Raw genomic sequence first — 13827 nt, 5'->3', positions numbered from 1 at the left:
CGCAAGCAGGGGAAATTCCACCTATGCGCGCCGATCTGCACTGCCACTCGACCGCATCGCAGCTCTCCAAGCTGGGCGTGCAGCGAGCACTCGGCCTTCCTGAGTGCGCGACGCCACCGCAGGAAGTCCTGGAGCTCGCGCTCGCCCGCGGGATGGACTTCGTCACGATCACCGACCACGACACGATCGCCGGGGTCCTGGAGATCGCCCACGACCCGCGCGTCTTCGTCTCGGTCGAGCTGACCTGCTGGTTCCGCGAGGAGCCCCAGGCGGTGCACGTCCTCATCTACGGCATCACACCGGACCAGTTCGCCGACCTACAGGCCGTCAGCAACTGCGTGGAGTCGGTCGCCGAGTACCTGCACGAGCACGAGATCGCCTGCGCGCTCGCGCATCCGTTCTACGCGGTCGAGGCGCCGCTGACCCCGCGTCACCGCCGCCGCCTCGCGCAGCTCTTCCCGGTCTGGGAGGTCCGCAACGGCTCGCGCGCCAAGGAGCTGAACCTCCCGGCCTTCGTCTACGTCGAGACGCACGGCGGCACCGGCATCGGCGGCAGCGACGACCACGCGGGCGTCGACATCGGCCGCACGTGGACCGAGACCCCGAGAGCCGACACGCCGGCCGAGTTCCTCGCGCACCTGCGCGCCGGCCGCGCGAAGGCCGGCGGCGACCAGGGCAGCGCCGCCAAGTGGGCGCACGCCGCGATGGCGCTGGCCGTCCGCTCGCTGGACCACGACTCTGACGCGCACGCCCACGAGGCGCCGGACCCGGCCGCGGTCTTCACGATCGTCGACCGCATCATGCGCGAGGGCGAGGCTCGGCGCGGCGCGATGGGCGCCGACCTGGAGCCCGCCGACGCGCGGGCGCTGCTGCGCGCCTGGCTGGACGCGGTCAACCTGGGGCACTTGAGCAGCGCCGATCTGCTCGCCGCGATGCAGGACCCGGAGTTCCGCCACCGCGACCTCTTCCGCCGCGCGCGCCGCACCCACGAGCGCAAGCTCGCCCAGTGCGTCGAGGACGTCGTCGACGGCCTCGGCCGCCACGGCGCCAAGGGCCTCGCGCCGGTCGCCGCGCAGTTGTTCGATGCCTTGGTCCCGGCGATCCCCTACGTCCCGGCCGCCGCCTTCCTGGGCAAGGAGAAGGGCAAGGTCGCGCCGGCGCGCGAGGACGAGCCGCGCCGCGTCGCGCTGGTCGCCGACGGCGTCGGCGGCATGCACGGCGTCACGCACACGCTCCAGGAGTTGCGCCACCGCGGCGTCCCGGGCTTCGAGGTCGAGATCGTCTCCACCGACTTGATCGCCGACCGCCGCATGAGCGCGGTCGCCGAGGTCGAGATCCCGTTCTACGCGGGGCTGAACGTCGGGGTGCCGTCGCTGCCGGCGATCGTCGAGGCGCTGGCCGAGGGCCGCTACGACCTCGTCCACCTCTGCTCGCCCGGCCCAGCCGGCGTCGCCGCGCTAATGACCGCGCGCGTCATGGACCTGCCGGTGCTCGGCAGCTACCACACCGAGTTGGGGGCCTACGCGGGCCTGCGCAGCGCCGACCCCATGTTGGAGGCCTTCGCGCAGGGCGCCATGGCGATGTTCTACTCGCAGTGCGAGGTGGTACTGTCGCCGAGCGAGGCCAGCGACGACGTTCTCAATGGCCTTGGGATCGAGTCCGAGCGCGTCGGCCGCTGGGACCGCGGGGTGGACCTCACGCGTTTTGATCCGGCGCGGCGGGTGCGCGACAGGGACGGCGGCGACGGCGACGGCCGCATCGACGTCCTCTACGCCGGACGATTGACCCGCGAGAAGGGCGCCGACCTCCTGGCCGACGCCTTCCTGGCGGCGCACGCGCGCGACCCGCGCCTGCACCTCGTGTTGGCCGGCGGCGGGCCCGAGGAGGAGGCGCTGCGTGAGCGCGTCGGCGCGCAGGCGACGTTCTTGGGGTGGTTGGAAGGCGACGCGCTGGCCGACGCCTACGCCAACGCCGACCTCTTCCTGTTCGCCTCGCGCACCGACACCTTCGGGCAGGTCCTGCTGGAGGCCCAGGCCAGCGGCCTGCCGGTCGTCGCGGTTGCCGAGGGCGGCCCGTGCTCGATCGTCGCTGACGGCGAGACCGGCCTCCTGCGCGCCCCCGACGTCACCGCGCTGGCCGACGCGGTCGTCGCGCTCGCCGCGGCGCCGGACGAGCGTGCACGGCTGGCGGCCAACGCCCGTGCCGCGGTCGCCGAGCGAACGTGGGATCGCGCGCTGGAACGGCTCGCCGACGGCTATCGCCGCGCGCTGGGCGAAGGCGTCGCGACTGCCGCCGCCGAGACGGAGGCCCGCCGTGTCGCCTGAGCTGGCGGTCCTCGAGGGCGGCGCCGCGCGCGTCCGCCGGCTGCACGCCGTCGACGCTACGCCCACGCGGCCCCTACGCGTCGCCGACGTCGCGCTCTTCTACGGCGAGCGCAGCGGCGGCATCCGCACCTACCTCGACGCCAAGGCCGAGCACGCGATCCGCACGCGCGACATCGACCACCACATCTTGATCCCCGGCGCCAAGGAGCGCCACGCCAGCGGCCGGCACGAGCTGCCGTCGCTGCGCGTCGTGGCCGCCAACGGCTACCGCGTCCCGCTCGGCGCCGGCGCGCTGAAAGAGACGCTGCGCGAGCTACGGCCTGACGTGGTGCTCCTCCACGACCCCTTCTGGTGGCCGGTCGACGTGGTCGCGTGCGCCAAGGAGATCGGCGCCGCGACGGTCGCCGTCCACCACGGCACGTCGAACCTCGAGGCCGCGGCGCTGCCCGGCCCGTCGCGTGTCTACGCGCCGCTGCTGCGTCGCTGGCTGCGGCGCTCCGGCCGTCACGTCGATGCGGTGATGTCCAACGTCGACACGATGGCCGACTTCGGCCGCACCGCGACGATGCCGCTGCGCCTCGGAGTCCACGAGTCGTTCCGCCCGCGCCCGGACGTCAAGCGTGGGGACCATGTGCTGTATGTCGGCAGGCTCTCCCGGGAGAAGGGCGTCCTGGAGCTGCTCGACGCCGCCGCGCGCAGCGCCGACCCGTGGCCGCTGCGGATCGTCGGCAGCGGCCCGCTGGAGGAGACGCTGCGCAGCCGTGCCCGCAAGCTCGGCCTGGAGCACCGCATCTCCTTCCGCCCGCACGCCCGCGACCGCGTCCGGCTCGCGCACCGCTATGCGAGCGCCCGCTGTGTCGTCATGCCCGGTGAGCACGAGACGTTCGGCCTCGTCGCGCTGGAGGCGGCCGCGTGCGGCACGCCGGTTGCCGCCTGCTGGACCGCGCCCGCGGTGCACGCCATCGGCGGCCTTGGCCATGGCTTCGTCCCCGGCGATGCGGACGACCTCGACCGCGCGATCGGCAACGCCCGTGCCGCCGAGCAGGACCCGCGCGAGGCCGCGCTGATCGCCTGGCGTCACCGCTGGGACCGCGTCTTCCGCGACGAGACCGCCGCGCTGCGCGAGTTGGTGGTCTGAACCATGGGCCTGCTCGCCGTCGCGCTGCACGACGTTGAGCCGGCGACCTACGAGCGCTGCGCGCTGATCCGCGACTGGCTCGCCGACCTCGGCGTCGACCGCGTCACGCTGCTCGTGATCCCGGCGCTGGACCTGCACCCGTTCCACGACCGCCGCCCGGAGCTGGCCGAGTGGCTGGAGGAGTGCGCGCGCGGCGGCGACGCCATCGCCCAGCACGGCTTCCAGCACCGCCAGGTCCGCCGCGCCGCCCCGCCGCGCCAGCTCGTCGCGCGCGTGCAGGGCGGCACCGCCGCGGAGTTCGTTGGCCTTGACGTCGACGAGACCCGCCGCGCGGTTCTCGCGGGACGGCGGCTGTTGAAGCTCGCCGGCGTCCAGCCGCGCGGCTTCGTCGCGCCCGCCTACGCCTACACCCCGGCGCTGCGCGCGACGCTGGCGACGACCTTCGACTGGTGGGCCGGCCTCGGCCGTCTCCACCGCGCCGACCGCACCTCCACGCGCGCGCCCGCGCTGACGCTTGGCACCTCGACCGCCTTCAAGCGCTGGACGTCACCCTCGGTCGTCCGCCTGGGCGCACGCCTCTCCGGCGACCTGCTGCGCCTGGACCTGCACCCGGCCGATCTCGACCACACGCGCTGCGTCGGCGCCGTCGAGAAGGTCCTCAAGGCGGCCCGCCACCGCGCGGCCGTCACCTACGACGACCTCGCCCCGGCGGCGCTGCTTTAACCGACCGCGGGCCCCGGGCGAGTCGTTCGCCCGGGGCCCGCGGAAGTGCTCCTGTCAGGCGATCGCTACTGGATCGGCGCGACGAGGCCGGTGGTCGACTCGTCGGTGTCCTTGGGGATCCGCGTCTTGCCGGAGTTCTTGGAGGCCTTGCAGCCGCGCGGGCGGCCGAGGTCGAACGGGCCGGCGATGTACTGCGTGGCCTTGCCAGAGGCGACCGAGGCGTAGGTCACGACCAAGAGCGGGTCGACGCGCGGCTCGGCGCAGACGTCGCCGTCGATCGTGAACTTCGACGTGATCGGGTGCCAGTTGCCGACGTTGGCGCCGGTGCAGTTGACGCCCCAGCCCGGCTGCTCGCCGTTGCAGGAGAAGGCGTCGGTCGCGAGGACGTCCTTGGTCGTCGGGTCAGTGCCGAAGACCTCGGTGTCGAAGCTCGTGGACGGCTTGTCCGGCAGGACCGAGAAGCCGGTGATCGGCTGCGAGCAGGCGAACGTGTACTCGATCACGCCGCTGTCAGGATCGTCCGGATCGGCTGCGCCCTTGGTGATGTGGCCCTTGCAGATCGTGTTGTTGGGGTTGCTGTCGGCGATCGACTGCGGCGCCGAGTGGTTCAGCAAGACCGCGGCGGCGATGGCGGCGATCAGCACCGCCAGCGCGATGCCCAGACGCGACCGCAGGCGCGTGACGGCGGGGACGTACAACTTCGAGACCTCCGTGTGCAGGGGATAGGGCGGCGCGCCGGAAACAGGGCGCCCGCTTGTGCTCGCATCCTCCGCGGGAGGGGTGTCCGCGGTGTGACCGCGAGGTTGCCCGGGCGTGAATGGTTGGTGAACGACGATTAGGAATCGCCGTTTTCGGCGCCGTCGGAGCTCGCCGACCACTCGGCGTACACCTTGGGTCCGAAGGGCTTCAACTTGGTGTCGGCGCCGAAGCCGAGGCGCGGCGAGAGGCCGAACAGGTCTTGGATCGAGTTCAGCAGCGAGAACGGGTCGTAGGGCGCGTTGACGGTGCCGCCCGCGGTCACGAACGGCGACAGCAGCAGCGCGCCGACCCGGCCGCCACCGGCCTCGGCGTCGTCGGCCGCGCCCTGGTCGAAGGTGATCACGACCAGGCCGCCGTCGCCATAGGCCTTGGACTTCAAGATGGTGGGGACGACCGTCTTCAGCCACGCGTCGGCGTCGGCCAGCGAGGCGGAGCCGTCGTGGGCGGCGGCGGGCAGGATGTAGGAGAACGCGGGCGCGGATGCGGCGTCCTCGACGTCCTGCGTCAGCTGCGTCGGCTCGACGAGCTGGCAATCGCGGCCGGCCGTGATCGTCCCGAACCGCAGGAACGGGTTGCGCGGTTGTGTGGTGGGGTCGACCGCGCACGGGTTGTCGCCGGGCGCGACGCCGGTCGTCCCGCCCTCGACGTAGGCGCGCCAGCTCTGGCCCAGCGAGGAGAGCTGGTCGGCGAGCGTCGGCGTCTGGTCGTCGAACGGCCCGGTCTTGTCCTTCTGCCCGCCGAGCAGCGCGACGCCGGAGGCCGCCGGGTCGTGGCCGGCCGCGTGGTACCAGGGCAACAGCGTGCCCTTGGCGCGGAGCTCCTGCGCGAGGTAGGGCGCGGGCGACGCCTCGCCGAAGGTATCGGGGAACGAGTGGCCGGTGAGCGCGACGACCCAGACGTGCTTGACCGCGGGGTGGGTGGCGGCGGCCGTGTCGGTCGAGGGGTTGTCGGTGGAGTCGTCCTCGCCGGTCGAGTCGGTGGTGTCGGTCGACGTGGAGTCGTCGCTCGTCGCGGATTCGTCGGTCGTCGTCGTCGCGTCGTCGCCGGCCGCCACGTCGGCACTCGACCCGTCGTCGGTCGACGCGGTGTCATCGAGGTCCGCCACGTCACCGCTCGTGTCCGGTTCCGCGGGCGTCGTGTCCTCCGCCACCACCGGAGCGGCCGCGGCCGGCGCTGCCGCCGCCGCGGCCGCCTGCGCCACGAGCGTCCACGGCGGGCGCCCGCCGGCGTCCGCGCGGTCCGGCGTGGCGGCGTTGCCCATCGCCACGCCGAAGGCCAGCACGCCGAGCACCAGCCCGGCCGCGACGCGCGGTGACGGCAGACCCGGACCAACCCCATCATCCTGCTCGACCGCTTCAACAACGGCAGGCTGCGCGAGGACCCGCGCGCGCCAGTCTAGGCGCGTCGGTCCGTTGCGGTCGCCGCATTCCAGGCAGTAGCGCTGGTCGGCGGCCAGGGGCGATCCACAGGTGCGGCAAGGCATCGACTCGCGCAGTCTCGTGACGCTCGCGCGGGGCGATGTGAACGCCTGGTGATCGTGTGAAACGGGCGTTCACAGCTCGTTCACGGGAAAGGCACCAGCGCTTCACAAGGCTCCTCCTCGTGCCCTTCAGTCTGCCGTCCGCAGTCCCGCAAGTCTCACCCCTTCCAAAGGAGTTCCCGAACATGACGACCCGCCTCCGCCGTCTCGGCGTGTGCGCGGCAGCGGTCGGCGTCAGCGCCGCCGTCGTCCCGGGCGCGGCCCAGGCCACGCCCGTGATCACGATGAGTGGCTCGACGTCCGTCGCCCCGCTCGCCACGCTGCTGGCCAAGGCCTACGTGAAGTCCCACCCCGGCAAGGTGAAGTTCAAGCTCGCCCAGGGCGGCTCCGACGTGGGCATCGCCGACGTCGCCGCAGGGCGCGTCACGATCGGCAACTCGTCGCGTGACCCCAAGGCCGGTGACCCGAACGGCATCTTCTTCAACAAGATCGCCCGCGACGCGATCTGCCTGGTCACCAACCCCAAGAACACCCTGGCCAACCTCTCGCAGGCCACGATCCAGGGCATCTTCTCCGGCAGCATCCGCGACTGGAGCCAGGTCCCCGGCGCCACCGCGACGGGCACGATCGACCTCGTCGGTCGTACGGCCGCTTCCGGTACGCAGGACGCGTTCCAGAAGATCTTCATGGGCTCCAAGACGGTGACCACGTCGATCGCGGCCAAGGCCTCCAACGGCCTCGTGCAGCAGGCTGTCCAGTCTGACCCGAACGCCATCGGCTACGTCTCGCTGGACTTCGTCAGCGGCACGAACATCTCCGGCTACAACGGCGTCGCGTGCAACCTGCGCAACGCCAAGTCCGGCGAGTACGGCGGCGTGCGCAACTTCTGGATGGTCACCCGTGGCCGCGCCACCGGCGTCGTCGCCAACTTCATCTCCTGGGTGCAGAACTCCGCTGCCGCCCAGAAGATCGCGGGCAAGCACTGGGTTCCCCTGAAGTAATGCTGACACGGCTTCGAGAGCCGTGGTCCGACCGGCGCGCCGAGCTCACGCTCGGCGCGCTGGCGTGTGCCGTGCTGCTCGTCATTGTCCTCATGGTCGTGTTCGTCGCCAACGAGGCCTGGCCCACGTTCAAGCACAACGGCTTGAGCTGGCTTGGTCCCGGCGGCAACGTCGACGAGCAGATCAACACGATGGTCAACTCGGGGGCCAACGCGCCCGCCGAGGACTACTACGTCCGTGCCTGGCCGCTGGTCTGGGGCACGATCCTGACGACCGGCATGGCGGTCGTCTTCGGCCTGGTCTTCTCGATCCTGGCCGCGATCTTCATCGTGGAGTTCGCGCCGGATCGTCTGCGTAACATCATCGTCCCAGTCGTGCGGCTCCTGGCCGCGGTGCCGTCGGTGATCTACGGCCTGATCGGGATCCTCGTCCTGGTGCCCTTCGTGGGCAACCACATCATCAACCAGGGCGACAAGCAGTCGGTGCAGTTCATCGTCCAGCTCACGGGCGCGAGCCTCCTCGTCGCCGTGGTGATCCTCACCGTGATGATCGTGCCGATCATGATCGCGATCATCGTCGACGCGCTCTACGCCGTTCCGCGCGGCTGGAAGGAGGGCGCGGTCGCCCTCGGCGTCAACCGCTGGCGCGCGATGTGGACCGTGTCGGTCCGCGCGGCGCGCCCGGCGATCATCGCCGCCGCGGTCCTCGCCTGCGCCCGCGCGCTCGGCGAGGCAATCATGTTGTCGATGGTGTCGGGGTCGGTCGGATTCGCGCCGAATCCGTTCGACGGTCCGCGCCTGTTCCTGCTGGAGCCGCTGCGCCCGCTGGCGTCGACGATCGTGGAGGACTCCGAGGCGCTCCAGACGCCCGCGATCCGTTCCATGGTGTACGCCTTTGCGTTGTTGTTGCTCTTCAGCAGCCTGTTCCTCTCGCTGGCCGGGTTCCTGGCCAAGCAGCCGATGAAGAAGTACGGAGTGCGGATCTAGATGGCGGTCACGCAACCGCGCACGCTCGACGACCTGCCGCATGGCGGCTTCGGGGTCGGCTCGGCCGGCTCTGGCCGCGGGGCCGGCGGCGCCGGCGGCAAGAAGCGCAAGCAGCACGAGTCGATGTCGACCTGGCGCTGGGGCGATCGCATTGCCTATGTGATGTGCTGGGGCGCGGGCCTGATGTTGTGCGCGATCGCCTTCGCGATCGTCGGCTACATGGCCTACCGCGGCGTGCAGTACCTCAAGCCCGAGCTGCTGTGGTCGCACCCGTCCGGCGAGGTTGACCAGTCCAAGTCCGGTGGCTTCCTGGATCCGATCCTCGGCACGATGATCCTGACGATCGTCGGCATCGTGATCGCGACGCCGCTGGCCGTCGCCGCCGCGATCTGGGTCGTCGAGTACGGCCGCCCGGCGCCGCTGGCGCGCGCGGTCGAGTCCGGGATCGAGGTGGTCGCCGGCACGCCTGACATCGTCCTGGCGATTTTCGGCCTAGCGCTCTTTCAGCACGGGCTGTTCGGCTGGATGTCGTTCACCGCAGAAGGTGGGGCGGTCTTCGGCCGCTCGTTCCTGACCGCGGGTGCGATGATGTCCTTGATCGCGTTGCCGATGGTCTTCGGCGCGACGCGCGAGGGACTCCAGTCGGTCCCGCGCCACGTGCGCGAGGCGTCCTACGGGCTGGGCAAGACGAAGATCGCGACGATCCGGCGCGTGCTGCTGCCTGCGGTGCGGCCGAACATCTCGACCGGCGCCGCGTTGGGCATGGGCCGGATTGCGGGGGACACGGCGATCGTCGTGATCCTCCTTGGCGCGACGCTGCGCCTGGAATCCGAAGGCTCTGTGCCAGGGCTGGACGTGCTGAAGGGCACGGGGTCGACGCTGACGAGCTACGTGTACAACAACTCGCCCGCCGGCGAGGGGGCCGCGCCGGAGAAGGCCTATGCCGCCGCGTTCGTCCTCCTGCTGTTGGTGGTGGCGTTGAACTTCGCCGTCGACCTGATCGCGCGCCGCGGCGCGAAGACCGGGCTCGAGGGCACGCGACTGGGAGCAGGACGATGATCACGGAAGAGCAGCCGCCACCGATTCGCAAGATCGTGGTGGACACGCCGCCGACGGTGGCGCCCACGCCGCCCGCCAACGGGAACGGCAATGGCCATGCCTACGCGGCCGCCGCGTCCGTCGCCCGCCACGACCGCGGTGAGCCTGGCCCCGAGCGCATGGCGCTGCAGGCGCTGTCGGTGTTCTACGGCGACAACGAGGCCGTCAAGCAGGTGTCGTTGTCGATCCGCCTCGGCGAGGTGTTGGCCTTGATCGGCCCTTCGGGCTGCGGCAAGACGACGTTGTTGAGGACGTTGAACCGCCTGACCGAGTTGACGCCGGGCGCGTCGCGCGGCGGGACGATCCTGCTCGACGGCACCGACGTGGACGATCTGGAAGTCACGACGCTGCGCCGCCGCGTCTCGATGGTCTTCCAGCAGCCCAACCCGTTCCCGATGTCGATCTTCGACAACGTCGCCTACGCGCTGCGCGAGCAGGCGCGCAAGCGGCCGGGCCGCAGTGTCGTCGAGCCGCTGGTCGAGGACGCGCTGCGGCGCGCCGGCTTGTTCGACGAGGTCAAGGACAAGCTCGACGCGCCGGCGCTGCGGCTGTCCGGCGGCCAGCAGCAGCGGCTCTGCATCGCCCGCGCGATCGCGACGCGGCCCGAGGTGCTGTTGATGGACGAGCCGTGCTCCGCGCTCGATCCCCGTTCGACGCAGGTCATCGAGCAGCTGATCGGCGACCTGCGCAAGGACCTGGCGATCGTGATCGTCACCCACAACATGCAGCAGGCACGGCGCGTGGGGGACAAGGTCGCGTTCATGTACTTGGGCGACCTGGTCGAGTACGGCGACGCCGAGCAGATCTTCGACGCGCCGCAGGCGCAGCGCACGCGCGACTACGTGCGCGGGGCGTTCGGGTAGCTCGCGGTGCGCGCACGCAGGATCATCATGTTGACGGTGGGCGCGTCGGCGGCCGTCTTCGGCTTGACCGGCTGCCTTGGCGTCGAGACGACGCCGGAGAAGAGCGCCAGGGCGGAGGCGAAGGCCTCCAAGGAGCTCGAGGAGCAGCAGCAAGGGCTGAAGATCGGCAAGCCCAATACGTCGATCAAGGTCGAGACGTCGGCGATCGTGCAGGACCCCAACGGCGTCGCGGCGGTCGTCCGGATCAAGAACACCGGGTCGGTCCAGGCGGCGGTGCCGATCGCGATCACCGTCGACGACGCCAAGGGCAAGAAGCTGTACGCCAACGACATCCCGGGCCTGGATCCGTCGCTGACGTCGATGGCCGTGATCGAGGCCGGCCAAGAAGTCGACTGGGTCAACAACCAGATCTTGGTCGCGGGCAAGGCCGCCAAGGTCGCGGCGGTCGTTGGCGCGGCGACGGGCAAAGCGCCCGGTGCGCTGCCGAAGATCACGATCTCCGACGTCATGCACGACAAGGACGAGGACGGGTTCTACGCGCAGGGCACGATCGCCAACGAGTCCGACATACCGCAGAAGCGCCTGGTCGTGACGTGCGTGGCGCGCGACGGCGATCGCGTGATCGCCGCAGGCCGCGCGGTGGTCGAGAAGCTCGACCCGGCCAAGACCCTCAAGAAGCCCACCAAGTTCACCGTCTTCTTCATCGGGGACCCCAAGCGCGCCGACCTGGAGTGCGTCGCGCCCCCCACCGTGTTGTCAGGAGCAACGAAGTGACCGATCCGAACCGCCCGCTCTTGGGCGAGCCGAACGCCCCGTGCCGCTCGTGCGGCGCGCCTTTGGCGGCCGACCAGCGCTACTGCCTGCAGTGCGGCGCCCGCCGCGCCGAGGCGCGCCTGCCGTTCTTGGAGATCCTCGCCCGGCAGGTCCCGGCCGCCGCCGCGGCCGCGCCTGAGACGACGGTGACGCGCACGACGTCGAGTGGTCCCGCGAGCTGGCTTGGGCGCGTGAGCACGAACGCCGCCGCGGTGGCCGGCGTCGCCTGCTTGTTGTTGGCCTTGGGCGTCGGCGTGCTGATCGGCGGCCTCGGGAGCGACGACGCCAGCGCCGGCAACAACGCAGCGCCGCAGATCATCACGGTCGGCGGTAGTGCCGCGGCGCCCGCGGCGGCGACGACGTCCGCGCCCGCGAGCACGACCGCCCCCGCGGCGACCGACACGGCCGACGACGACACCGCCACCAAGTTCTCCAAGAAGAAGGCATCGTCTTCCTCCAAGAGCGACAGCAAGGCCTCGTCGGAGGTCAAGGACCTCGACAAGGCCAGCGGCGACGACTACACCAAGAAGTCCGAGAAGCTGCCCAAGACCCTCGGCACGGGCGGCGAGCCGCCGCCGGTCGACAAGAGCAAGCCCATCGGCGGCGGCAGCGACACGGAGGAGATCGGCTGATGAGGACCACCCCGGAGATCACCGACGAGCTGCACCGCCGGCTCAACGAGCTGGCCGAGAAGGTCGCGACCTTGCACTGGGACCTCGGCGGTCTCACCTACGAGATGGCGATCCGCGACCACTTCCGCCTGGATGTGTTGGTTCGCAAAGCCGCCGAGCTCCAAGAGGCCGACGCCGAACTCGGCGAAGTCGAGCGCCTCGTCGCCGACGCCGACCAAGGCGTCGGCGGCCAATGCCGCGCCTGCGGCGCACCTCACTCCCGCGGCGCCGCTTACTGCTGGCGCTGCGGCCAGCCGCTCATGCTCCAGGCCCAAGCGACTCTCGTCGGCGCCGCCGTCGTGCCACCACCGACCGCCGAGGCACCTCCGACCCTGGCACCACCCTCAGCGCGAGCGCTGAGCGACGGAACGACGGTGCCGCGGCGCGGCTAGTCGCGCACGGGCGTTCGAGGGCCGAACCAGAGACGCGTGTCGTTTGGTGGTGATCTATTCACCACGAGACGACACGCATCTCCGCTAGGGCGCGCCGTAGAGCGCGAGCGACTGGTTGGCGTAGGCCTTGTGGCCGGTGACGTCGCGGCCGGCCCAGGCTGGTGGCGCCCACGCGTGCGCGGCCTCCTCGGACGCGAACTCGACTTCGAGCGTCGCCAACCCGCTCAACGAGCCCTCATAGATGTCCAACTCGAGGAGAACATCGCCGTCACGCCGCGTCCACCGCGTCTTGACCACCCGACGCCCCTCGGTCAACGGCCACAGCCGCCCGAACGCCTCACCATCCAGCTCCAGCTCCTCCTCCACACGCGTCAGCCCGGGCGCAGACTTGACCGTCAACCGCGCCGCACCACCATCGGTCCGCCGCACCCGAACCTCGGCATCATCGGTGATCGCCAGATACCCCTGCTCCAACCGCGACGCCGACCACGTACCGTCATCCAGCGGCGGCGGCACATCCACGAGCAGCTTGCGCTCGATCTCGGGCATCGCCATCGAGTGTCGCACCTCGTCGGCGGCCGAGGCACGCCTCGTGGCAACTACGCGCCCGACAGCGCGTCGAACGCTTGCAGTGAGAAGACGGCGCACAGGTCGACGCGATGTTCAGGTACACCGCGATCCTTGATGCTGCGGGTCGGCCGTCGATCGTCATCTGGCGGAACCCTTAAGTGCCGAAGCGGCAGGATCAACGGGCGGTCGTGTGGTCCTGACGTCGTACTTAGACAGTAAGTCAGGTTCAGCGCCCAGAATGGGAGATATATCCAGATATGGTGCGCATAGTGGCCTATGCCTAACGGGTGTTACATGTCTAGACGCCGAGTAGCAGAAGAACGGCGTTAGATCGGGCCCTTTCAACGGCCGGATGGCAGGTCGTGTCGTCTGGCTCTGGCTGGGGCTGGGGGCGTGCGGTGTCATGATCACCGGCTTGCAAGCCGCCGGATCTCAAGACCGGAAGGGCGTGTGAGCGATGAGGCTGAGTGGTCGACGGTGGAGACTGAACGGCTGATCTCGTAGCGAGGGTCCTAGCGTCACGGCGCGCCCGTTGCCCTGCGGTGTCAAATTGCACCGCAACTCTCATATATCAAGATCAGGTGATTATTCACATGAGTAGAATTTCTCGTCTCGTCGTCCTCGTGGCGTCGGTGGCGGCAGTGGTCAGCGCCATGGCTGGGACGGCTAGCGCGGTGACGTGGCACGTTGCGGGGACCGGATCGTTCACGGCCACGGCGCCCGCCGGGACGCTGTCTGCGACTGGCAACAACCTGGCGTGCCCGGCCACGAGCGCCACGGGCACGTACGCCACCGGTTCGTTCGGCACCGCAATTTACAGTATTACGGGTACGGTCACCTTTACTAACTGCCTCCTCGCCGGTCAGGCAACGTCAGTCGCCTGCGGCTACAACCTGACTGCAGCCGCTCAGCCGACCGTGACTACTATCACGACTGGGGACGCTGACGTGACTTGCGGCGTGACTCTCGGCGGGCATCCCTCATCGACGACGAAGCTCTGTCACATCGC

The 13827-nt window shown here is 70.5% G+C and carries 13 protein-coding genes; 10 read left to right on the top strand and 3 right to left on the bottom strand.

Annotation, left to right across the window (positions count from 1 at the left end):
- Window positions 1-23: 23 nt before the first annotated feature.
- The 3 genes from ACT01A_RS07910 to ACT01A_RS07900 are packed head-to-tail and all read left to right on the top strand — an operon-like array spanning window position 24 to window position 4185.
- Window positions 24-2324, top strand: a complete 2301-nt coding sequence (locus ACT01A_RS07910; protein WP_445151700.1) for a glycosyltransferase — start codon at window positions 24-26, stop codon at window positions 2322-2324.
- Entirely contained in the window at window positions 2314-3462 is a 1149-nt protein-coding gene (locus ACT01A_RS07905) for a glycosyltransferase (RefSeq protein WP_445151699.1), read from the top strand. The genes ACT01A_RS07910 and ACT01A_RS07905 overlap by 11 nt, the downstream gene beginning before the upstream one ends.
- A 3-nt stretch (window positions 3463-3465) precedes the next feature.
- The gene (locus tag ACT01A_RS07900) at window positions 3466-4185 is read left to right on the top strand and encodes a DUF2334 domain-containing protein (RefSeq protein WP_445151698.1); all 720 of its coding nucleotides are present in this window, start codon (window positions 3466-3468) and stop codon (window positions 4183-4185) included.
- A gap of 65 nt (window positions 4186-4250) precedes the next feature.
- Here ACT01A_RS07900 and ACT01A_RS07895 read toward each other — a convergent pair whose 3' ends face one another.
- Window positions 4251-4883, bottom strand: a complete 633-nt coding sequence (locus ACT01A_RS07895) for a hypothetical protein (RefSeq protein WP_445151697.1) — start codon at window positions 4881-4883, stop codon at window positions 4251-4253.
- A 137-nt stretch (window positions 4884-5020) separates the two neighbouring features.
- Window positions 5021-6427, bottom strand: coding sequence for an alkaline phosphatase family protein (locus ACT01A_RS07890; RefSeq protein ID WP_445151696.1), 1407 nt, complete (start codon window positions 6425-6427; stop codon window positions 5021-5023).
- 182 nt (window positions 6428-6609) lie between these two features.
- Here ACT01A_RS07890 and ACT01A_RS07885 point away from each other — a divergent pair, with 182 nt between their 5' ends.
- From ACT01A_RS07885 to ACT01A_RS07855, 7 genes are read left to right on the top strand one after another with little or no spacing between them, the layout of a single operon-like run.
- On the top strand, window positions 6610-7425 hold the full coding sequence (locus ACT01A_RS07885; RefSeq protein ID WP_445151695.1) for a phosphate ABC transporter substrate-binding protein: 816 nt from the start codon (window positions 6610-6612) through the stop codon (window positions 7423-7425).
- A complete protein-coding gene (pstC, locus tag ACT01A_RS07880; RefSeq protein WP_445151694.1) occupies window positions 7425-8411 on the top strand; it encodes a phosphate ABC transporter permease subunit PstC in 987 nt (328 codons plus the stop codon). The genes ACT01A_RS07885 and pstC overlap by 1 nt, the downstream gene beginning before the upstream one ends.
- On the top strand, window positions 8412-9470 hold the full coding sequence (locus ACT01A_RS07875; RefSeq protein WP_445151693.1) for an ABC transporter permease subunit: 1059 nt from the start codon (window positions 8412-8414) through the stop codon (window positions 9468-9470).
- Complete coding sequence (pstB, locus tag ACT01A_RS07870) at window positions 9467-10372, top strand: phosphate ABC transporter ATP-binding protein PstB (protein WP_445151692.1); 906 nt, start codon at window positions 9467-9469, stop codon at window positions 10370-10372. The genes ACT01A_RS07875 and pstB overlap by 4 nt, the downstream gene beginning before the upstream one ends.
- A 6-nt stretch (window positions 10373-10378) precedes the next feature.
- The gene (locus ACT01A_RS07865; RefSeq protein WP_445151691.1) at window positions 10379-11146 is read left to right on the top strand and encodes a hypothetical protein; all 768 of its coding nucleotides are present in this window, start codon (window positions 10379-10381) and stop codon (window positions 11144-11146) included.
- Window positions 11143-11817 (top strand): hypothetical protein, encoded by a 675-nt coding sequence (locus ACT01A_RS07860; RefSeq protein ID WP_445151690.1) that lies wholly within the window; start codon window positions 11143-11145, stop codon window positions 11815-11817. Before ACT01A_RS07865 ends, ACT01A_RS07860 begins: the two co-directional genes overlap by 4 nt.
- Window positions 11817-12248 (top strand): hypothetical protein, encoded by a 432-nt coding sequence (locus tag ACT01A_RS07855; protein ID WP_445151689.1) that lies wholly within the window; start codon window positions 11817-11819, stop codon window positions 12246-12248. Before ACT01A_RS07860 ends, ACT01A_RS07855 begins: the two co-directional genes overlap by 1 nt.
- A gap of 84 nt (window positions 12249-12332) precedes the next feature.
- On the opposite strand, the gene ACT01A_RS07850 is transcribed toward ACT01A_RS07855, so the two are convergent.
- Entirely contained in the window at window positions 12333-12797 is a 465-nt protein-coding gene (locus tag ACT01A_RS07850) for a CYTH domain-containing protein (RefSeq protein ID WP_445151688.1), read from the bottom strand.
- Between the last annotated feature and the right edge of the window lie 1030 nt (window positions 12798-13827).

The sequence above is a fragment of the Baekduia sp. Peel2402 genome (genome assembly GCF_052567285.1).
Note: the sequence above shows the minus strand (reverse complement) of the source record. Positions and strands in the feature narration are given on the sequence as shown.